At 68.4% G+C, this 20909-nt stretch carries 19 protein-coding genes; 9 read left to right on the top strand and 10 right to left on the bottom strand.

The window, feature by feature from the left end; all coding sequences use genetic code 11:
• Positions 1 to 39: 39 nt before the first annotated feature.
• The 3 genes from ACF8ME_RS21805 (at position 40) to ACF8ME_RS21795 (ending at position 2445) form a co-directional block, all read left to right on the top strand.
• The gene (locus tag ACF8ME_RS21805) at positions 40 to 546 is read left to right on the top strand and encodes a peptidylprolyl isomerase (protein ID WP_016450537.1); all 507 of its coding nucleotides are present in this window, start codon (positions 40 to 42) and stop codon (positions 544 to 546) included.
• Between the two features lie 157 nt (positions 547 to 703).
• Complete coding sequence (locus ACF8ME_RS21800) at positions 704 to 1579, top strand: UDP-2,3-diacylglucosamine diphosphatase (RefSeq protein ID WP_392418183.1); 876 nt, start codon at positions 704 to 706, stop codon at positions 1577 to 1579.
• Complete coding sequence (locus ACF8ME_RS21795; RefSeq protein ID WP_016450539.1) at positions 1576 to 2445, top strand: zinc-dependent peptidase; 870 nt, start codon at positions 1576 to 1578, stop codon at positions 2443 to 2445. The genes ACF8ME_RS21800 and ACF8ME_RS21795 overlap by 4 nt, the downstream gene beginning before the upstream one ends.
• On the opposite strand, the gene ACF8ME_RS21790 is transcribed toward ACF8ME_RS21795, so the two are convergent.
• Positions 2436 to 3401: a LysR family transcriptional regulator gene (locus tag ACF8ME_RS21790; RefSeq protein WP_392418182.1), complete on the bottom strand. Its 966-nt coding sequence runs from the start codon at positions 3399 to 3401 to the stop codon at positions 2436 to 2438. The genes ACF8ME_RS21795 and ACF8ME_RS21790 overlap by 10 nt on opposite strands.
• A 126-nt stretch (positions 3402 to 3527) precedes the next feature.
• On the opposite strand from ACF8ME_RS21790, the gene ACF8ME_RS21785 reads away from it, so the two are divergent.
• On the top strand, positions 3528 to 4283 hold the full coding sequence (locus tag ACF8ME_RS21785; RefSeq protein ID WP_026062448.1) for a sulfite exporter TauE/SafE family protein: 756 nt from the start codon (positions 3528 to 3530) through the stop codon (positions 4281 to 4283).
• Positions 4284 to 4524: 241 nt separating this feature from the next.
• On the opposite strand, the gene ACF8ME_RS21780 is transcribed toward ACF8ME_RS21785, so the two are convergent.
• Together ACF8ME_RS21780 and mdeB are read right to left on the bottom strand one after the other, a co-directional pair.
• Positions 4525 to 6705, bottom strand: a complete 2181-nt coding sequence (locus ACF8ME_RS21780) for a c-type cytochrome (RefSeq protein ID WP_392418180.1) — start codon at positions 6703 to 6705, stop codon at positions 4525 to 4527.
• Positions 6706 to 7027: 322 nt separating this feature from the next.
• Positions 7028 to 9658, bottom strand: coding sequence for an alpha-ketoglutarate dehydrogenase (gene mdeB, locus ACF8ME_RS21775; RefSeq protein WP_392418178.1), 2631 nt, complete (start codon positions 9656 to 9658; stop codon positions 7028 to 7030).
• Positions 9659 to 9762: 104 nt separating this feature from the next.
• On the opposite strand from mdeB, the gene ACF8ME_RS21770 reads away from it, so the two are divergent.
• Complete coding sequence (locus tag ACF8ME_RS21770) at positions 9763 to 10233, top strand: Lrp/AsnC family transcriptional regulator (protein WP_012204416.1); 471 nt, start codon at positions 9763 to 9765, stop codon at positions 10231 to 10233.
• Between the two features lie 18 nt (positions 10234 to 10251).
• On the opposite strand, the gene ACF8ME_RS21765 is transcribed toward ACF8ME_RS21770, so the two are convergent.
• From ACF8ME_RS21765 to ACF8ME_RS21735, 7 genes are all read right to left on the bottom strand, one after another.
• The gene (locus tag ACF8ME_RS21765; protein WP_392418177.1) at positions 10252 to 11163 is read right to left on the bottom strand and encodes a DUF3014 domain-containing protein; all 912 of its coding nucleotides are present in this window, start codon (positions 11161 to 11163) and stop codon (positions 10252 to 10254) included.
• A 221-nt stretch (positions 11164 to 11384) separates the two neighbouring features.
• The gene (locus ACF8ME_RS21760; protein ID WP_016450545.1) at positions 11385 to 12050 is read right to left on the bottom strand and encodes an alpha/beta hydrolase; all 666 of its coding nucleotides are present in this window, start codon (positions 12048 to 12050) and stop codon (positions 11385 to 11387) included.
• A 95-nt stretch (positions 12051 to 12145) separates the two neighbouring features.
• Positions 12146 to 13093: a dioxygenase gene (locus ACF8ME_RS21755; RefSeq protein ID WP_392418176.1), complete on the bottom strand. Its 948-nt coding sequence runs from the start codon at positions 13091 to 13093 to the stop codon at positions 12146 to 12148.
• Between the two features lie 72 nt (positions 13094 to 13165).
• Positions 13166 to 13576 carry an alternative ribosome rescue aminoacyl-tRNA hydrolase ArfB gene (gene arfB, locus ACF8ME_RS21750; protein WP_016450547.1) on the bottom strand — a complete coding sequence of 137 codons (411 nt, stop codon included), beginning with the start codon at positions 13574 to 13576 and terminating at the stop codon, positions 13166 to 13168.
• On the bottom strand, positions 13569 to 14453 hold the full coding sequence (locus tag ACF8ME_RS21745; protein WP_016453884.1) for an alpha/beta fold hydrolase: 885 nt from the start codon (positions 14451 to 14453) through the stop codon (positions 13569 to 13571). Before ACF8ME_RS21745 ends, arfB begins: the two co-directional genes overlap by 8 nt.
• A complete protein-coding gene (gene aroQ / locus ACF8ME_RS21740) occupies positions 14450 to 14893 on the bottom strand; it encodes a type II 3-dehydroquinate dehydratase (protein WP_016450549.1) in 444 nt (147 codons plus the stop codon). The genes ACF8ME_RS21745 and aroQ overlap by 4 nt, the downstream gene beginning before the upstream one ends.
• 125 nt (positions 14894 to 15018) lie before the next feature.
• Complete coding sequence (locus ACF8ME_RS21735; protein WP_026062444.1) at positions 15019 to 15384, bottom strand: hypothetical protein; 366 nt, start codon at positions 15382 to 15384, stop codon at positions 15019 to 15021.
• A 229-nt stretch (positions 15385 to 15613) separates the two neighbouring features.
• On the opposite strand from ACF8ME_RS21735, the gene ACF8ME_RS21730 reads away from it, so the two are divergent.
• From ACF8ME_RS21730 to ACF8ME_RS21715, 4 genes are all read left to right on the top strand, one after another.
• On the top strand, positions 15614 to 17422 hold the full coding sequence (locus ACF8ME_RS21730; protein ID WP_280048206.1) for a glutamine--tRNA ligase/YqeY domain fusion protein: 1809 nt from the start codon (positions 15614 to 15616) through the stop codon (positions 17420 to 17422).
• 127 nt (positions 17423 to 17549) lie between these two features.
• Entirely contained in the window at positions 17550 to 18266 is a 717-nt protein-coding gene (locus ACF8ME_RS21725; RefSeq protein ID WP_034367120.1) for a class I SAM-dependent methyltransferase, read from the top strand.
• A 56-nt stretch (positions 18267 to 18322) separates the two neighbouring features.
• A complete protein-coding gene (locus ACF8ME_RS21720; RefSeq protein ID WP_016453887.1) occupies positions 18323 to 18640 on the top strand; it encodes a DUF2322 family protein in 318 nt (105 codons plus the stop codon).
• Between the two features lie 161 nt (positions 18641 to 18801).
• A complete protein-coding gene (locus ACF8ME_RS21715; RefSeq protein ID WP_392418174.1) occupies positions 18802 to 20880 on the top strand; it encodes a DUF3300 domain-containing protein in 2079 nt (692 codons plus the stop codon).
• Positions 20881 to 20909 lie beyond the last annotated feature (29 nt).

Here is a 20909-nt window from a genome sequence, read left to right as displayed (position 1 = left end):
CGTGGCACGCCCCTGCCCTCCACCCAACAAGGAATCGCCATGAGCAATCCCCAAGTCGAACTCCACATCGCCGACCACGGCGTCATCACCCTCGAACTCGACGCCGCCAAGGCCCCCAAGAGCACCGAGAACTTCCTGGCCTATGTGAACAAGGGCCACTACGACAACACCATCTTCCATCGCATCATCGATGGCTTCATGATCCAGGGCGGCGGCTTCGAGCCCGGCATGAAGCAAAAGGGCACCGATGCGCCCATCGAGAACGAGGCCAAGAACGGCCTGAAGAACGACAAGTACACCATCGCCATGGCCCGTACCGGCGACCCGCACTCGGCCACCGCCCAGTTCTTCATCAACGTGGCCGACAACGGCTTCCTGAACCACACCTCGCCCAGCGCCCAGGGCTGGGGCTATGCCGTGTTCGGCAAGGTGGTCAAGGGCACCGAGATCGTGGACAAGCTGCGCGGCGTGAAGACCGGCCGCAACGGCGGCCACCAGGACGTGCCCAAGGATGACGTGATCATCGAAAAGGCCGTGGCCCTGTAATCAGGCGCCCTCCCGACAAGGCGGCTGCCCCCTTGGCGTGCAGCCGCCCTGTTGTCCATGCACATGGCCCGCCCCTGGCCGTGCCCATGGACAACAGCCCTGCTCCAGAGCCTTCCCCAGCCTTCATGCAGCGCCCTTGCCGGGCGCGCACCCGCCCATGGCCCAGACTGCCGCACCTCGCCCTCCCTGCGTGCCGCCCATTGCGGCCGAATGGACACTGCCCGCGGCCTGGCGCACGCTGGACTTCATCTCCGACCTGCACCTGCAGGCCTGCGAGCCCGCCACCGTGCAGGCCTTTCGCCGCTACCTGCACGCCACGCAGGCCGATGCCGTCTTTCTGCTCGGTGACCTGTTCGAAGTCTGGGTGGGCGACGACGCCTTGCTGGATCCCGGCAGTTTCGAGGCCGATTGCGCCGCCACCCTGCGCGAGGCCGCCGCCCGCAGGCCGCTGTTCTTCATGCAGGGCAACCGCGACTTCCTGACCGGAGCGCAGTTCGATGCGCTGTGCGGCACGACCACGCTGGCCGACCCCACCGTGCTCGACTGCGGCGACCAGCGCATCCTGCTCAGCCATGGCGATGCCTTGTGCCTGGACGATACGGACTACCAGCGCTTTCGCGCCATGGCGCGCTCCGCCGCGTGGCAGGCGGCCTTCCTGGCGCAGCCGCTGCCGCTGCGCCGCGAGCAGGCACGCGGCATCCGGCAGGAGAGCGAATCGCGCAAACGTGAATCGGCCGGAGCGGACGCAGCCGCCCCCTCCGCCAGCCACACCGCCGCCATGCCCACCTATGCCGACCTGGATGCCGAGGCCACGCGCAGCTGGCTGCGCGCCGCACGCGCCACCACCCTGGTCCACGGACACACGCACCGCCCGGCCGACCATGAACTGGGCGATGGCCTGCGGCGTGTGGTGCTCAGCGACTGGGATTTGGCAGCCGCCGTGCCGCGCGCCGAAGTGCTGCGCTGGGAGCAGGGCCAGGGCCTGCGGCGCCTGCCGCTGTCCGAAGTACTTGAACAGGCGCCCCAACGATGAGCCTCTGGCGACAACTGGGCCACTGGGTCCGGCGGCTGGGCCGCCGCGCACGCTCCGCCGTCTCGCCGGTGCCTGAGATTCCAGCGCCGCTGTGGCTGTCCACGCTGGCCGCCTACCCCTTTCTTTCCTCGCTGACGCTGGAGGAGCAATCGAAGCTGCGCGCACTGGCCGCCGTCTTCCTGCAGCGCAAGCGCTTCCACGGCGCGCACGGCCTGCAAGTGAGCGACGCCATGGCGCTGGAGATTGCCGCCCAGGCCTGCCTGCCACTGCTGCACTGGGGCGAGCCGCAGGGCGCGCTGTCCTGGTATGACGACTTTGTCGGCATCGTGGTGCACCCGGGCGATGCCGTGGCGCGGCGCCAGAGCATGGACGAGGCCGGCGTCATCCACGACTACGACGAAGTGATCATGGGCGAGGCCATGCATGGCGGCCCCGTCATGCTGAGCTGGCAGGCCATCGGCGCAGGCCGCGGGCCGCATGCCAGCCACCACGGTCACGGCGGCCAGGCCGCCAACGTGGTGATCCACGAATTCGCCCACAAGATCGACATGCGCAACGGCGGCGCCGATGGCTGCCCGCCCCTGCCGCCCGGTTTCATGGGCAGCGGCTCCGCGCGCCAGGCCCGCGAGATATGGCAGGCCGCCTGGGCGCCGGCCTACGACGCCTTCCGTGAGCAGATCACCATCGCCGAACGCTTTGGCGGCGAATGGCCTTGGCTGGACGGCTATGGCGCCACGGCGCCCGCCGAATTCTTCGCCGTGGCCTGCGAAGCCTTCTTCGTGGACCGCGCCCGCTTTGCCCTGGAATTCCCCACGCTGGAGCCGCTGCTGGCTGCGCTCTTCAAGCCGGCCACCCGTCACCCCTGATCGGAGCAAACCTCCTTCAGCGCCTGGGCGAACAGGCGCTGCTCCTCGTACTGCCCGCCCGCCTTGCGCTCGAACAGGGTGATGGGTGGCAGGGTCCAGCCAAAACGGTGGCGCACGATGCCCACGCCCGCGATGCGCACCAGTTCCTCGGCAATGTCGGCCGGCACGATGGACACGGCCCGCTCATTGGCCGCCACCAGCTCGCCGATCACCTTGGCCGAGAGCGTTTCCACAAACGGCGGCGGCTCCACGCCCGCGCGCAGAAAAAAGTCGGTGATCTGCTCGCGCATGGGCGTGCGGCGCTGGCCCAGCACCCAGTCAAGCCCCGTGAGTTCGGCCCACTGCAGAGGCCGGCGCCCCAGCCGCGTGGCCAGGCTGCGGTGGGCGATCAGGCGAGGCTCCTGCTCATAAAGCACGCTGTGCCGTATGCCGCTCATGTCCAGCACGGCCGAGGCGCGGCCAATCACGCAGTCCAGCTCATGTGCGCGCAACTTTTGCAGCAGGTGGTCGCTGGTGTCCTCATGCAGCGTGACCGTGATGCGCCGGCCTTGCGGCCGCGTCCTGCCGATGGCATCGGCCAGCATGCGCGCAGGCAGGAAGGGGATGACACCCACCTGCAGGTGCGCCGCACGCTGCTGCCCCACGGCCTCGATGTCGTGGGCCCAATGGTCCAGGTCGGCCAGCATGCCCCGGGCGCGCGCCAGCACCAGCGCGCCCAGCTCCGTAGGCTCCATGCCGCGCGCAGAACGCAGGAACAGCGGCGCGCCGAACAACGACTCCAGCTCGGCCAGGGCCTGGGTTACGGCGGGCTGGCTGGTGGCCATGCGCTCGGCCACGCGGGTCAGCGTGCCCAGCTCGCTGATGGAGCGCAGCAGCAGCAAATGCTTCATCTTCAGGCGCGTGGCCATGCGGTGGGCCAGTTGGGCAGCGGTCGATGCAGTGGGGTGTTGCGGCATGGCTTCAGGCGTGGCACGTCATAAGCAAAACCATATTGAACAATAAAAACAAACGAATTTCTGCTTATGCATGCGTTCCAGAATTCCGGCGTCTTGCACACCCAGAACGAAAGGACCAGGCAGACCATGGATGGCATGTTTTTCATCATCGCGCTGGGCGCGGCGGCGGCCGGATTCGTGCAGGGCCTGTCGGGCTTTGCCTTCGGCATGGTGGCCATGTCGTTCTGGGCCTGGGTGCTGGAGCCGCGCGATGCGGCCGTGCTCACCGTCTTCGGCTCGCTGCTGGGCCAGGTGCTGTCGGCCATCACCGTGCGGCGCGGGTTTGCGCTGGCAAAGCTGCTTCCCTTCATCCTGGGCGGTCTTGCCGGCATTCCGCTGGGTGTCTTGCTGCTGCCGCACCTGGACATGGCCTGGTTCAAGGCCCTGCTGGGCGGCATGCTGGTGCTGTGGTGCCCGGTGATGCTGCTGTCGGCCCGCCTGCCCAGGCTGGCGCGCGGCGGCAGTGTGGCAGACGGCGCCGTGGGCCTGGCGGGCGGCGTGATGGGCGGACTGGGCGGCTTCACGGGCACGCTGCCCACGCTGTGGTGCACGCTGCGCGGCTACCCCAAGGATGAGCAGCGCTCGGTCATCCAGAACTTCAACCTGTCCATGCTGGCCGTGACCATGGCCACCTACCTGGGCACCGGCATGGTCGCGCGCAGCATGCTGCCGCTGTTCGCCATCGTGGCGCCGGCCATGCTCATTCCATCGCTGCTGGGCTCCAGGCTGTATATCGGCATCAGCGAGATGCGTTTCCGGCAGATCGTGCTGGGCCTGCTGTGCCTGTCCGGCGTGGCGCTGCTGGCCTCCTCGGTGCCGGTGCTGCTGCAGCGCGCGGGCTGAGCGCGCCGAACGCGCTGCCGGGAAGCCCTGGAACCAAGCCTGCCGGCTGCAGCAGATGACCAGGCAACGGCAGCAACACGTGCAGGGGCTGGGCAATGAACTGGCCGCCGCCAAGAAGGATCTGCAGCGCGCGCAAGACTGGGCACTGCCCTCGAAAAAAGGCGGGGCAGGAATCGCTCCCTGCCCCGCCTTCAGGCGCCCGCCGCGTGGCGGGAACGCCTTCTTCTCCCTCGATGGCGCATCAGTACCGCGCGTCGGCCGGCTTCTTGTCCTTGGGCCAGTCCTTGTGCTTGTTGGCAAAGTCCGGGCGCGGCTGGTGGCTGAAGTACTCGGCCACGTCCACGGCCTCCTGGTCGCTGAGGCCGCCCTGGCCCAGCGGGAAATTGCCATGGAAGGCGATGGGCATATTGCGCTTGACGAAGGCCGCTGCCGTATAGGTGCGCGCCATGCCCGCACCGATGTTGAAGGACTGGTCACCCCACAGCGGCGGATAGACCCACTGGCCCTTGGCGTTCTTCACGCCTTCGCCCTCGCCGCCATGGCAGACCGCGCACTGGGCCGCATAGATCTTCTTGCCGTTGTCCACGTTGGGCACGATGGACTGGCTGATCTTGCCCACGCCCCGGCCTTCGACCTTGTCCTCGGGCTTGGTTTCGCGGCGCATCCAGTCGAAGTAGGCGACCATGGCCTTGATCTCGTCGGACTCCAGCGGTAGCGGCTTGCCGTTCATGGAGCGCAGGAAGCAGCCATTGATGCGGTCCTCCAGCGTGATGACGCGGCCCGCGCGCGGCGCATAGCCGGGGAAGAAGGCCGAGACACCGATGTAGGGCGAACCATCGGCCACCGTGCCCGCGTTCAGGTGGCAGCTGGCGCAGTTCAGCGCGTTGCCCACATTCCTGGGCAGCAGGTCGCGCGTCTCAATGTTCAGGCGGGCGCCGTAGACCAGTTGCTTCGCGTTGGATTCGTCCAGCATGGCGGCCAGGCGCGGCGTCTCGAAGGGGCGTGCGCTTTCGCCCTTGGCATCGAGCTGCTTGCGCATGGATTGCACCTCCTTGGCATGGATCTCGCGCGCATCGGCACGGCCCCAGCTCCTGCGGGCGAAGTTGAGGATGTCGGCGATCTCCGCATCCTTGAGCTGTGCGAAGGCCGGCATGGTCAGCGGCCGTGCATGGCTTTGCGTGACCGGCGCCTTCCAGCCCGCCAGCATCAGATGGATCAGCGTGGACGGGTCCTGCGACTGCAGCGAAAAATTGCCGGCCAGTGGCGGGAACACGTCCTTCACGCCGCCGCCATCGGCACGGTGGCAGTCGGCGCAGAACTGCAGATAGCCCAGGCCGCCGCGGCTGGCGTAGAGATCGGCAGGTACGTCGGAAGACACCGCCAAGGCGGCGGACGGTGCATGCACGGATGCCTGCGACGCCGGATGCGGGGCGATGACCGGCCCCGGCCCTTGGGCCACCTGCATGGGCAGGTCGTTCTTGCCTGCGGGCAGCGACTTCAGATAGATGCCGATGGCCAGCAAGTCCTCGTCACTCATGTACTGGGTGCTGTGCTGGACCACATCGACCATGTTGCCGGAGACCGTGCCGTGGCTGTTGCGCCCGGTCTTGAGCAGTTGGGCGGTCTCCTCGGGCGTCCACAGGTCGCGCAGGCTCAGTGCGCGCCAGTTCTCCACGGTCTCGCCGGCCAGGAAGTACTCGCCCTTGCGGCCCTCGCCGGTCATGGTCTTTTCCTGGAAGCCCACGCCGCGCGGCGTATGGCAGGCGCCGCAGTGGCCCAGGCCCTGCACCAGGTAGGCGCCCCGGTTCCACTGGGCAGTTTGCTGCGGTTGGGGCTGGAAGGGCGCGTCATCCAGAAACACCCAGTTCCACAGCGCCAGGCCCCAGCGCTGGTTGAAGGGAAAGCCCAGGTCGGACTCCTTGTTGGCCGCCTTCACGGGCGCCACGCCCTGCATCAGGTAGGCATACAGGGCCTGCATGTCCTCGGCCGTCATCTTGGCGTAGGAGGGATAGGGCATGGCCGGGTACATGTTGCGGCCATCGGCCGCCACGCCCTTGCGCATGGCGCGGTCGAACTGATCGAAGCTGTATTTGCCCATGCCCGTATCGGCGTCAGGCGAGATATTGGTGGAATAGATCTTGCCGAATGGCGTCTCCAGCGCCAGGCCACCGCCCATGGGCTGTGTTTTATTTCCGGTATGGCAGGCCACGCAATCACCGAGTCGCGCGATATAACGGCCACGGTCTACCAGGGTTCTTTGCTCGGTGGTCAGGTCCGCCGCATAGTCGGCGGGCAGGTCATCGATGATCTGCGGCATTTGCGCATGATCCACCTCGGGCGCCGGCGCCGAGATGGCGAGCTGCCATGCGGCAGCCGACAGCACGGCCACGCACAGCAGGCCTTGCTTGAGCGAGAGTTTCATCGTCTTCTATCCCGTGAAATAAATTATTATTGAAAGAGAAAATCGGATATTGACGAGATATTCCACCCAACGCATGCAACCATTGCAGCAAATATCAATCTCTTTGCGCAATATCTTCTTATATATACAAATTCTAGTGGAATCACCCTATTTTTTGATGCAAGCCGACGAAAAAGATAAGCCACTTGCGCATTTAACGAGGGCTTAATCCATCCACAGGAAAAGTGGCGGCGCAAATGGGGGCGCAGCAATGCAAAGCGGCCCCGCGAAGGGGCCGCCATGTGTACATCCCGGGGATGCCGGGTGCGTGGACAGGCTCGGCTCAACCCGCGTGGATCATCCGGCGCGCGGCCTGCGCCACGCTGTGTGCATCCACCCCAAAGTAGCCGCGCAGCGCCGCACGCGTGTCGCTGCGGCCGAAGCCGTCCGTGCCCAGCGTGAGGAAACGGCGGCCTGCGGGCAGGAAGGCGCGCACGGTCTCGGGCACCGCGCGCACATAGTCGGTGGCGGCAATCACCGGGCCCTGCGTACCGTGCAGCAGCTGCGCGATCCAGGGCTGGCCAGGTGCCTCGCCCGCCAGCATGCGCTGCTCGCAGGCCACGCCATCGCGCGCCAGCTCGCTCCAGCTGGTCACGCTGACCACGGTGGCGGCCATGCCCTCGCTGGCCAATTGCTCGGCGGCCTTGAGCACTTCGGTGAGGATGGCGCCCGATCCCAGCAAGGTGACATGCTGCGTGGCACGGTCCGCATCGCCAAAGCGGCTGAACACATAGGCGCCGCGCAGCACGCCTTCGGCAGCGCCTGCGGGCAGGTCTGGCTGGGCATAGTTCTCGTTCATCAGCGTGACGTAGTAGAAGACATCGCGCTGCTCGACCAGCATCTCGCGCATGCCGGCGTCCAGTATCACGGCGAGTTCGCCGGCATGCGCAGGGTCCCAGGCCTTGCAGTTGGGAATGGTGGCCGCCACCAGATGGCTGGAGCCGTCCTGGTGCTGCAGGCCTTCTCCGCCCAGCGTGGTGCGGCCCGAGGTGGCGCCCAGCAAAAAGCCGCGCGCCCGCTGGTCGGCCGCCGCCCAGATGGCGTCGCCCACGCGCTGGAAGCCGAACATGGAGTAGTAGATGTAGAACGGCAGCATGGCCAGGCCGTGCACGCTGTAGCTGGTGGCTGCCGCCGTCCAGCTGGCGATGGCGCCGGCCTCGCTGATGCCCTCCTCCAGGATCTGGCCGTCCAGCGCCTCGCGGTAGGACAGCACCGAGCCGATGTCCTCGGGCGCATAGCGCTGCCCCAGGCTGCTGTAGATGCCCACCTGCTTGAACAGGTTGGCCATGCCGAAGGTGCGCGCCTCGTCCGCCACGATGGGCACGATGCGCGGACCCAGCTGCGCGTCCTTGAGCAGGCCGCCCAGCATGCGCACGAAGGCCATGGTGGTGCTCATCTCCTTGCCGGCAGGCGCCAGCGCGAACTGCGCGTACTGGTCCAGGGCGGGCACGGGCACGCGGTCGCACACGGTTTCACGGCGCGGCAGTGCGCCGCCCAGGGCCGTGCGGCGATCGCGCAGGTACTGCATCTCGGCGCTGTCATCGGCAGGTTTATGGAAGGCCAGGCCCTTGGCCTGCTCGTCACTGAGTGGCAGGTTGAAGCGGTTGCGGAACTCGATCAGGTCGGTCTCGTCCAGCTTTTTCTGGCTGTGCGTGGTCATCTTGCCCTGCCCGGCCGATCCCATGCCGTAGCCCTTCTTGGTATGGGCAAGGATCACCGTGGGCTGGCCGCGATGGGCGGCAGCCGCTGCATAGGCCGCATGGATCTTCACCAGGTCATGGCCGCCGCGCTTCAAGCGGTCGATCTGCTCGTCCGTCAGGCCCTGGGCCAGGGCGGCGAGCTCGGGGTTCTGTCCGAAGAAATGCTCGCGGTTGTAGCGGCCGTCCTTGGCGGCGAAGGTCTGCATCTGCCCGTCCACCGTGCCGCCCAGCGTGCGTGCCAGGGTGCCGGTGAGGTCGCGCGCAAACAGCCCGTCCCAGTCGCTGCCCCACAGCAGCTTGACCACGTTCCAGCCCGCGCCGGCAAACAGCCGCTCCAGCTCATCGACGATGCGGCCGTTGCCGCGCACCGGGCCGTCCAGACGCTGCAGATTGCAGTTGACCACCCAGACCAGGTTGTCCAGCCCTTCGCGCGCGGCCAGCGTGAGGGCGCTCATGCTTTCGGGCTCGTCCATCTCGCCGTCGCCAAACACGCCCCAGACCTTGCGCTCCTGGCAGTCCAGCAGGCGGCGGTGCGTGAGATAGCGCATGAAGCGCGCGTGGTAGATGCTGCTGATGGGGCCAATGCCCATGGAGCCCGTCGGGAACTGCCAGAAATCGGGCATCAGCCAGGGATGGGGATAGCTGGACAGGCCCTGCGCGCCTGCAGCCGGCGCGCTGATCTCCTGGCGGTAGTGCTGCAGGTCCTGCTCGGTCAGCCGCCCTTCCAGGAAGGCCCGCGCATACACGCCGGGCGCGCTGTGCGGCTGGAAGAACACCAGGTCGCCCCGGTGCTGGCCCGGCTCAAGTCCCTCCCGGGCATGGAAGAAATGATTGAACCCGGTCTCGAACAGGTCGGCCGCGCTGGCGTAGCTGGCGATGTGCCCGCCCAGCTCGCCATAGGCCTGGTTGGCGCGCACCACCATGGCCAGCGCATTCCAGCGCATGATGGACGCCAGCCGCTCCTCCATGGCCAGGTCGCCCGGAAACACCGGCTGCTGCTGCGCGGCCACGGTGTTCACATAGGGCGTATTCAGGTCGGGCTGCCAGCCCAGGCGCTGCTCGCGCGCCATGCGCGCCAGCTCTTCGAGCACGAAGCGCGCGCGCTGCGGCCCCTCGGTGGCGACCAGGGCCGCGAAGGCCTCCCGCCATTCGGTGGTTTCCTGGGGATCGGTATCGATATCGGCCAGCGTGGCCAGCGGCGTGGGTGCGTTCATGCCCGCCACTTTAGGACTGGCGGACCGGCATGAGCAGCCGTTCATGGATAAGGGAAACGCCATATTCCAGCATTTCATGCCGGCATCTACATAAAATCCGGCACATGAAACTGGACACCATCGACTTGCGCATTCTGGCCGAGCTGCAAACGGACGGCTCGCTGTCCAACGTGGAGCTGGCGCGGCGTGTGCACCTGTCGCCCTCGCCCTGCCTGGCGCGCGTCAAGGCGCTGGAGAAGGCCGGCGTGATCGCGCGCTATGTGGCGCTGGCCAATGCGTCGGCCCTGGGGCTGGGGCTGAATGTGTTCATCAACATCAGCCTCAAGTCGCAGGCCAAGGAATCGCTGGCCGACTTCGAGCGCCGCATTGCCGAGCACGACGAAGTCATGGAGTGCTACCTGATGAGCGGCGACGCCGACTACCTGATCCGCGTGGCCCTGGCCGACATCGGTGCGCTGGAGCGCTTCATCGTGGAGCAGCTCACGCCCATTCCGGGCATAGAGAAGATCCGCTCCAGCTTCACCCTCAAGCAGGTGCGGTACAAGACCGCCCTGCCCCTGCCGGCCGCAGGCTGAGGCGGATGGAGACTGGCCTCAGCCCGCAGGCTTGGCCATCTCGCCGGTGGCGATGCGGCGGCGCAGCTCGCCCAGCACGGCCTTGAGGCGGCGCTCGTTGTCCAGCCCCACGCGCACCAGCATCTTCTGGCCGCTGGACAGGGCCTGCAGCTCCGGGTCGGCGTATTCGTAGCGCACCCAGGGCTGGACGGAAGGCACCTCGCCCTCCACCTTGGTCAGCCTGACCTGCACCGGACCCGCGGGCTCGGGCGCGGCGCGCAGATGGTCTATGACGGCAATGAGATGATCGTTGAAATAGCGGCTGGGATAGCCCAGGTCTTCATAGGCGGTCTGGAACAGGGGATACAGCCGGGCATAGAGCTTGACGGCCCCGTCCATGGGAATGGACTCGGCGAAGGCCACGAAGGCCTTGTAGCGTGCGGCGTTGGCGGGGGAGATGGCCTGTGCCTCCCCGGCCTCCGCCGCGCCCTCCACCGTGAAACGCTGCGGCGCGGGGTGCACGGGCCAAAGCCGTGCAGGGGCCTGGGAGCGGGTCAGGTTGTCCACGGTGGCCACGGCGCGGCGCACAAAACCGTCCATCTGCAGAAAGCTGCCTGCCTTGTCACGGCCCAGCAGGCCGTTGAGGGCCTGGGCGACATGGGCGTCGGAGTCCTGCAGCGCGGGCAGGCCGGGCGCGGGTGGCTCCAGCGCATCGACAGGGTTCTGGGGCTCGGTCAGCTCGGGCGCGGGGACGGGTTCAGGCTCGGCAGGCTGGGCGGGCGCCTCTGCCACTTCGGGCGGCGCCTCGGACACGTCGGCGGGACGCCACCAGTACCACCAGGCTGCGCCCCCCACGGCGGCAGCCGCCAGTACCGCTGCGGCGATGCCGAAAGCCGATGGGCCGGAGGATCTGGCGCGGGGGCGGAAGTCTTGGGGGTCGCGTTCTGGCATGGATGGGTCCTTTGGCTTGGGCAGGGGCTGGCAGCACAGTTGCCGCAGGACGTGCGACAGCAAAGCACAACCGGGGTTCCCGGGCTTTCCTGACACCAGCCCCTGACTGGTGTTTATAAGCCGCCCCGCTGCCCGCGCAGGCCCTTGTGCGCGCCAGGCAACAAGGCGTTACCCGGCTTACGCGGCCAGCCTGCGCACAAGAAGGGGGCGGTGCAGCAGGCTCAGCCCTGCGTGCCCAGATCCTGGAGCCAGGCCATGGCGGCCTGCAGCTCGTCGGGGCGGATCTCATGCATGCTCGGGTATTCGTGGTAGCTCAGTTGCAGCGGCAGGCGCTGCACGTGGCTGCGAATGGCGTGGGCGCTGGTCAGCGGGATGACGTTGTCGTAGGTGCCGTGGCTGACCCAGAGCGACTTGCCGTCGAAGGCCGCGTCAGGGGCCTGGTGCGGCAAGGCCTCGGGCAGCAGGCGGCTGTGCCAGCACATGGCGGCGCGCAGCAGCGCGGGCTGGGTCAGCAGCAGGCTGAGCGCCATGATGCCGCCCTGGCTGAAGCCGCCCGCCACGGTACGCTGGGCAGGAATGCCCAGCCGCGCGCCGGCCTGCTGCACGGTCTGGGCCACCAGGGCGCGGCTGTGCTCTTCCTGCGATGCGTGGATGTGGCGCGTGCCGTTGGCATCCACCGTGAACTGGAACCAGGCATGGGCACTGGGCCCCATGGAAAACGGGGCACGCAGGCTGAGCACGTGGAACTGCGGCGGCACGAACGATGCGAGGCCGAACAGGTCCTGTTCATTGCTGCCAACGCCATGCATGAGCACCAGCAGCCAGGGCTGCTGCCCCGGTGCGGGTTGTGCGGGGCGCTCCAGCGCCAGCAGGGGCAGGTCGATCATCACGGACTCCTTGGTTTTTAAGCGATTTCCGGGACCGGGGTGGTCCCGGGCAACGCGCCATTGTGGCGCCTCGCCAAGTCCGCGGGGGCAGGAGGTTATGCCGCCTGCGCGTCCTCGAAGGCCATCGCATCCATGGCCAGGAAGGAGTACATGACTTCGCGGCTCAGATACCGAGGCCGCGCCGTGGCGCCGGCCGCGCCCAGGGCGAAGTACAGCGGCATGAAGTGCTCTTCGCTGGGATGGGCGCGCCGGGCCGAGGGAGCGCGTGCGCGGTAGTCCAGCAGCGCGGGCAGGTCCTGCGCCTGCAGGCGCGACTCGATCCAGCGGCTGAAATCCTGCACGTAGGGCGAGGAGGCGCTGGAGCCGCCGACGGCATGGTCGTCCTGCAGGCCATCCTGGCTGCGCAGGGCCTGCACGGCGTCGTCCACCCGTACCGTGGCCTCGCCCGTGCCGCCCCGGAATTCGGCCAGGTTGTGCGTCATGCTGCCGGAGCCGACGATGAGCACCCCTTCATCGCGCAGCGCCGCCAGGGCCGCGCCCAGCGCATGGGTTTCGGCCGGCCCGGCCGAGGCGGGAAGGGACAGCTGCACCACGGGCAGGTCGGCATCCGGCAGCAAATGCATCAGCGGCACCCAGGCGCCGTGGTCGAAGGGCCGCTGCGCGTTGGCGGTGGAGGCAATGCCTGCGGCCTGCAGGCGGTCCATGACTTCCTGCGCCAGCTGGGGCGCGCCGGGGGCCGGGTACTGCAGTTCGTAGAGCGCGGGCGGGAAGCCGCCGAAGTCGTGCCAGGTGGAGGGCGTGGCTCCGGTCATGACTTCCACGCCATGCGACATCCAGTGCGGCGACATGACGACCACGCCGCGCAGCGGGCCGTGGGCCTGGCGCAGCGCCCTGCCCCATTGCGCGAGCACGGGGCCTGTTTCACCCGGCTCCAGCGCGAACATGGGCGAGCCATGGGAGACGTAGAGCACGGGCAGCCGAATGCCGGCCGAAGCGGCTATGGAGGATGCGCCGGAATCGAGGGAAGCGTGAAAATCTTGCATTCCCCTAATGTAGGGACGCAAGCGGGCCGCGCCAAGCCGCCAAAGGCGGCACACATTGTTGCGCTGGCCGGCTCAATCGTCGCGCGGGCGGCCCCGCAGGGCCTTGGTGGCGCTGTGCCGGCTCTTGCTGTCCAGGCGCCGCCGCTGCGATCCCAGCGTGGGCCGGGTGGCGCGGCGAAGAATGGGTTCGGGATAGGCGGCGGCCACCAGCGCGTTGAGCCGCTGCAGCGCGGCGCGCAGGTTCTGCTCCTGCGTGCGGTATTGCTGGGCCTTGATGACGACCACGCCCTCGTTGGTGATGCGGCCGTCGCGCAGGGCCAGCAGGCGCTGCTGCACGGCCTCGGGCAGGCGCGAGGCGCGCACGTCGAAGCGCAGGTGCACGGCGCTGGAGACCTTGTTCACGTTCTGGCCGCCCGCGCCCTGGGCGCGCATGGCGGTCCACTGCACCTCGTGCAGCTCGATGGGGCGCATGCGCTCAGGCATCCAGCGCAGCGGCCAATGCCGCCACAAAGGCATCGGGACGCTCATGCATGACCCAGTGGCCTGCGCCGGGCACCAGGGCCAGCCCCCGGAAGTCGCGCGCATGGCGTGCAAAGGCCTGGGCCAGCTCCTGCATCATCGGTCCCGGGTAGAGCGCGTCGTGCTCGCCATAGATGGCCCATACGGGGCCGTCCACGGCCTGCAGGGCGCGGGCCAGCACATCGGTGTGCGAGAGGCGGCGGCGTGGAAGGCGGTCGCGCTCCACATTGAGCACATGCAGGGCCAGCGTGTCCTCGTCGATGAGGCTGGCGTCATGCAGCATCAGCGCCTGCAGGTTGTAGCGGTGGGCCACGGCCTGCGCCTCGGGCGTGGCCAGGTGGCGCCAGCCCTTGAGCCGCACGGCCAGGCCCTTGCCCACGCCCATGCCGGGCGCCCCGGCCAGCACCAGGCGCCGGGCCAGCGTGCCGTCGGCAGCCGCCAGCATGCCGGCCGTCATGCCGCCAAAAGAGAAGCCGACCAGATCGCACAGCGGGGCGGCGGGCGCTCCGCCATCGGCCAGCAGTTGCCGCAGGCCCTGGCGCAGCGGCTCGACCAGGGTGTCGGCATCCTGGCCGCCTGGCACCCCATCGGAATCGCCAAAGCCCGGCAGGTCCGGTATCCACAGCTGGCGGCCCTGGGCCAGCAGAGCGTCCATGCAGCGCAGCCAGTGCGTCCAGCTGCCGCTGCCGCCGTGCAGCATGACCACCGGCAGCACGCCCGCGCGCGCCTCGCCCCAGACATGCCAGACCATGTGGCCGTCTTCGGGCCGCGCGGCAGACAGCGGCGTGGTCAGGCGCCGCGCACGGGCGCGCAGGCGCTCTATGGCGACAGGCGTGTTCACCACTGGGCCACGGCGTCGATGGCCAGGCCGTAGCCGGCCACGCCAAAGCCGCACATCACGGCGCGCGCCGCAGCCGACAGGTAGGAGTGGTGGCGGAAGCTCTCGCGCGCATGCACGTTGCTGATGTGCAGCTCCACCAGCGGCACGCCCGTGCCCTTGACGGCATCCAGCAGGGCCACGCTGGTGTGGGTGTAGGCGGCGGCGTTGAAGATCAGGCCGGCCAGGCGGCCTTCGGCGTGCACGCGGCCGGCCTCGTGGATCCAGTCCACCAGCTCGCCTTCATGGTTGCTCTGGCGGAACTCCAGGGCCAGACCGTAGCGCGCACAGGCGGCTTCGCACAGCGCACGCACATCGGCCAGGGTCTGGGAGCCATAGATGGCGGGTTCACGCAGGCCCAGCAGGTTCAGGTTCGGGCCATTGAGGACATAGACGGTTTTCACGGCGGGGACACTCCAGGTTTCCAACGGGCTGGATTATGCGGGCCATCCCGGGCCCGGCCGCAACGCTGGCACCACGGAAAAAGCCGCCCCGGAGGGCGGCACAAGTCAATCCAGCCCGGTCCGGCTCAACGGCGCCAGTGACCGTGACCATGGCCATGACCATGACCATGACCATGGCGGTATCCGCCACGGTAGCCGCCGCGATAGCCGTATCCATAGCCGGGAACGACCACGACGGGCGGCGCACGGTAGACAGCGCGCGGCGCGTAGTAGACCGGAGGCGGGGGAGCGTAGTAGATGGGCTGGGGCGGCGCCACATAGACGGGGGCCGGCGCCACATAGACGGGCGGGCCATACATGCCCGGCGAATTCAGGCTGATGGACCAGTGCACATCGCCCCGGGCCTGGGCGGCGCCCGAAGCCACCAGGGCGGCCAATGCGAGGCCGGCTGCTGCTGCTCTTGCAACCCACGGGGAAGCTGTCGTTGTCATGGTGTCTCTCCTCGAAGTTGGACAGGCGTGGCAGGCATTGCCGCTGGCGCCGCCTCCCCGCACTTTGGCACAGGGGACGGCACACGCCCTGCATTCTCAACGCGCGACAGGGGTCAACGGATGGCAGGCTTTTATACAAGTTTGTTTCCAAATGCCTCAACCCTTGCCCGGCGCAGCTGTCCCAAAGCCGTCCGGAGCGGGTCGGCAGGCGCGCGCCTACAATGCTGCGATGAGCTCTGCTGACGCCTCCCCCATCTCCAAAGATCCGGTCAAACCGAGTAACTTTCTGCGCCAAATCATCGAGGCCGACCTGGCCAACGGTACCTACGCCCAGCGCCGCTGGGGTGGAAGCCCCGGTGATGGCGACCACCACAACCAGGGCCAGGTGGACGTGGCGAAGATCCGCACACGCTTCCCGCCCGAGCCCAACGGCTACCTGCACGTGGGCCACGCCAAGGCCATCTGCCTGAACTTCGGCCTGGCGCGCGACTACCAAGGCGCCTGCCACCTGCGTTTCGACGACACCAATCCCGAGAAGGAAGACCAGGAGTACGTGGACAGCATCATCGATGCCGTCCATTGGCTGGGCTTCGGCTGGAAGGAAGCCGACGGTCACGAGAACCTGTACTTCGCCAGCAACTACTTCGACTTCATGTACCGCGCCGCCGAGTACCTGATCGAGCAGGGCCTGGCCTATGTGGACGAGCAAAGCGCCGACGACATGAAGGCCAACCGCGGCGATTTCTCGCGCCCCGGCGTGGACAGCCCGTTCCGCAGCCGCACGGCGGCCGAGAACCTGGCGCGCTTTCGCGAAATGCGCGACGGCAAGCTGCCCGATGGCGCTGCCGTGCTGCGCGCAAAGATCGACATGGCATCGCCCAACATCAATCTGCGCGATCCCGCCATCTACCGCGTGCGCCATGCCGAGCACCACAACACCGGCAACCAGTGGTGCATCTACCCGATGTACACCTTCGCCCATCCCATCGAGGACGCGCTGGAGCACATCACCCACAGCATCTGCACGCTGGAGTTCGAGGACCAGCGCCCGTTCTACGACTGGCTGCTGGACCACCTGCGCGCAGGCGGCCTGATCGCCGCGCCGCAGCCGCGCCAGTACGAGTTCTCGCGCCTGCACCTGACCTATGTGATCACCAGCAAGCGCAAGCTCAAGCACCTGGTGGACAACGGCATCGTCAGCGGCTGGGATGATCCGCGCATGCCCACCATCGTCGGCCTGCGCCGCCGTGGCTACACGCCGCAGAGCATCCAGGCCTTCTGCGAGCGCATCGGCGTGACCAAGGACTACGCCTGGATCGACTACTCCACGCTGGAAGGCTGCCTGCGCGAAGACCTGGAGAACCAGGCCCATCGCGGCATGGTGGCGCTGGACCCGCTGAAGCTGGAGCTGACCAACTGGGCCGAGGTCTTCGGCAGCGCCGACCACCTGGAAGCCTGCGAGCTGCCCGCCCTGCCCCACGCCGCCGAAGGCCAGCAGGTGCCGGTGCGCCGCTTCACGCTGGGCCGCGAGGTGTGGATCGAGCGCGAGGACTTCGCCGAAGTGCCGCCCAAGGGCTACAAGCGCCTGTTCCCCGGCAACAAGGTGCGCCTGAAGGGCGGCTACGTGATCGAGTGCACGGGCTGCGAGAAGGATGCCGAGGGCAACGTCACCAAGGTGCTGGCCACCGTGGTGCCCGACACCAAGAGCGGCACGCCGGGCGCCGACAGCGTCAAGGTCAAGGCCGCCATCACCTGGGTGGGCGCGGCCGACGGCGTGCAGGCCGAAGTGCGCCTGTACGACCGCCTGTTCACCGACCCGCAGCCCGATGCGGGCGGCAAGGACTTCCTGGCCCTGCTCAACCCGGACAGCCTCAAGGTCGTGACGGCCTACGTGGAGCCGTCGCTGGCCCAGGCACAGCCTGACGACAAGTTCCAGTTCGAGCGCTTCGGCTACTTCGTGGCCGACCGCAAGGACCACGCACCGGGCAAGCCCGTGTTCAACCGCGCAACGGGTCTCAAGGACTCCTGGGGCAAGTAGGCGCACGGCCCGCTGGCGGGCACCTGCACCGCTCCCCCGAAGATGGCCCACCATCCTGCTTTGCAGGGGTGGGCCATCGCACATCGGCGCTTTTGCAGTGACCATGGCCTCAGCACAATTCCAGGCCATGAACCAAGCCTTGCCACAGGCGGCTTCCGCCGCCAAGTTCGACACCTCCCGCGCGGCCGAGTACGAGACGCAAAGCCGCATCGCCCTGGCCGGCTACGACGCCTGCCACGAGCTGGCCGCCTGCCTGCTGGCAGCCAGCCTGGATGCCGGGCCGAAGTCCGTGCTGATTGGCGGCGCCGGTGGCACGGGCCAGGAAATCCTGGCCACGGCGCGGCTCAGGCCACAGTGGACATTCACGGCCGCCGACCCTTCGCCCCCCATGCTGGACCAGACCATGGACCGCATCGCAGCCGCCGGCCTGTCGGCCCAGGTGCGTGCAGCACCCTGTGCGGTGGAGGACCTGCCCGCCGGCACGGTGTTCGACGCGGCCACGCTGATCGGCGTGCTGCACCACATTCCTGACGATGCGGACAAGCTCAGGCTGCTGCAGGCCCTGTCGGCCAGGCTGGCGCCGGGCGCGCCCTTCATCCTGGCCTGCAATCGCCATCGCTACGACAGCGAGCCGCTGTTCCTGGACGCCTGGGCCATGCGCTGGCGCATGGCAGGCGCGGACGAGGCCGCCGTCCATGCGAAACTCGGCAAGATCCGGCAGGGCGCGGTTCCACCCGCCTCGGAAGAGGCAGTGGAGCAGATGCTGGCCCAGGCCGGCTTCGTTCAGGCCAAGCGCTTTTTCTCCAGCCTGTTCTGGTGCGCGTGGATTGCCGCCAAGGCCTGATCGCCCCGAGCCGATCGTTCTTTCTCCGCCTTCCTTTCTTTGATTTGCCTTTCAGCATGAACTTCTCCGCACGCCTTCAGCAACTGCCCACCGTCACCCACCTCGCCGCGCTGCAGCTGGCCGATGCCCAGGGCCAGGTCGTGGCCACCATCGAGAACAAGCCCGGCCAGACCGGCTCGCTGGCCGTGTACCACGCGCTGGCCGCCCTCTACGGCGGCAGCATCACGCCCGCCGCCGCCGAACTGGGCCTGGAGTGGTATGCCGAGCACACGCAGGACGCCATCGCCTTCCCTGGCAAGCACCCCAACATCGACCGCCTGCTGGCATGGTCCAAGGGTGCCGAGAGCTACCAGGCCCGCCTGCTCGCGGCTTGATCGCGGCCTGATTCCGCCTGGGTAAACACCGCGTCACAGAAGTTGCGCGGACTGGGGGCATCGGCTGACACGCCGGTGTCAACGCAGCGTGCACTTTGGCGTTCAAATGACATGTGCCTTGCCGCTTCGGCGCGCAAGGCGTTCCTGCCCAGGAGAACGCAATGCTGCAATCCGCCGTGCCCAGAGCACGCACCATGGCCCCCTCAGCTTCCCACGCCGGCGCCCTGCGCCTGAGCGTGCTGGGCCTGGCCGCCGCCCTGGCGCTGAGCGCCTGCAACGAATCCCAGGACAAGCCCCCGCAGGCCGCTAGCGCGCCGCTGCCGCCTGCCACCGAAAGCGCCCAACCCGTCGCCACGCCCGTGGCCTATGTGCCGCCGTCGGCCGAGACGCTCTACCAGATGGTGGCGCCCATTGCGCTGTACCCCGACAAGCTCGTGGCCCAGGTGCTGGCCGCCTCCACCTATCCCGACCAGGTCGGCGCCGCCGAGGTCTGGCTGGGGCAGAACCCGGGCCTCAAGCCCCAGGAACTGCAGGACGCCGTCAACGGCCAGGACTGGGACCCGTCGGTCAAGTCCCTGGCCCAGTTTCCCAACGTGCTGGCGCAGCTGTCTTCCAACATTCCCTGGACCACGGCCCTGGGCAGGGCCTACTACAACGATCCGGCCGACGTGATGAACGCCATCCAGGTGATGCGCCAGCGCGCCTACAAGGCCGGTACGCTCAAGGACTCCAGCCGGCTCAAGGTGGCCGTGGCCGCGGCCGACGCCCCGCCGCGCGATCCCCAGCCAGCGCCCCAGGACATGGGCGAGCCCCTGTCGTCCATGCTGCCGGTGCCGGTGATCGATGCGCCCTCGCAGTTCATCGAGATCACTCCCGCCCAGCCCGACACCGTCTATGTGCCGCAGTACGACCCGGGTGTGGTGTATGGCGAGCCGCTGCCGGTGTATGGCGGCTACCGCCCCATCGTGGCGCCGCAGCCCGTCTACGTGGGCAGTTCGGCCGCGCCCGTGGTGGCGGGGCTGATCGGCTTTGGCGCAGGCGTGATCCTCGCCGAGTCCGTGGACCGTCGCCCCTGGGGCTGGAACTCCTGGGGCATGCGCTGGGGCGAGCCCGGCTACCGCTGGCACCGCAACGAGCCGCCGCCACCGCCCTCGCGCCGGCCAGCCGTGATCTACAACAACAACACCTATGTGACGCGCTCGACCACAGTGGTGCAGAACATCCGCAACACGCAGATCAACAACGGTGGCAACGTCACCCACATCGCGAACAACCCGCACGTCGAGCCCCGCCCTGCCGGCAACCCGCCCAACCCGCCACAGGGCGGCGATCCGCGCCCGGGCGGCATGGCCGCGGCGGCCCTGGCCGGCGCCGCCGGCATGGCAGGCGCGGCCGCCGCAGCGCATGGCGGCATGCCGCAGCGGCTGGGCCTGAGGCCACCGCAGGGCGGCCCGCCGGCGTCTTCCCAGGGCATGCTGCCGCCCGGCGCCACGCAAGGATCTGCCCGGCATGACGGCGCCGATCGCGGCCGCCCGGGCCTGCGGCCCGATGACCGGCCGCAGGCAGCGTTGCAGCCCAGGATGAACCCGGTGCCGGCCTCGCAGCCGGGCCAGTTCGGCAAGTGGCCGCAGGCTCCGCATTCGACCCAGGCTGCAGGGGTGCAGCGCCCGCCAGCCGCCCTGCCCGCTGCCGCCATGCCGGGCGAACGGGGCCGCGATTCCCGCGTGCCTTCGTGGTCGTCTGCCGCCGCGCAGCAGGGCATGCGGCAGCAGGACCGGCAGGACCGCGACCGTTCCATGGCCGATGCCGCGCGCATGCGCCAGCAGCAGCAACAGCAGATGGAGATGCAGACCGCCCGCCTGCGTGGCGAGGAGCAGTCGCGGCAGCAACAGCAACAACGGCAGCAACAACAGGCCCAGCGCCAGGCACAGATGCAGATGCAGGCCAGGGACCAGGCCCGCGAACAGGCGCAGATGCAGGCCCGCCAGCAGCAGTTGCAGCAACAACAGCAACAAGCCCGTGCGCAGGAACAGATGCAGGCCAGAATGCAGGCCCAGATGCAGGAGCGTCAGGCGCAGCAGCAACGCATGCAGCTCCAGCAGGCACAGCAGGCCCAGGCGCGCGCCCAGCAGCAGCAGGCCCGCGCGCAGCAGGAGCAGCGCCAACAGCAGCAGCGCATGGCCAACGCATCCCGCCCGCAGGAACGGCGCGGCGGACGTGACGAACGCCGGGACCGCTGAACGGCCCGGCAGAGGTTTGGCTTGGTGCA

Origin of the sequence: Delftia sp. WSY_7 (assembly GCF_043104845.1) — a bacterium.
GTDB lineage: Bacteria > Pseudomonadota > Gammaproteobacteria > Burkholderiales > Burkholderiaceae_C > Comamonas > Comamonas tsuruhatensis.
Note: the sequence above shows the minus strand (reverse complement) of the source record. Positions and strands in the feature narration are given on the sequence as shown.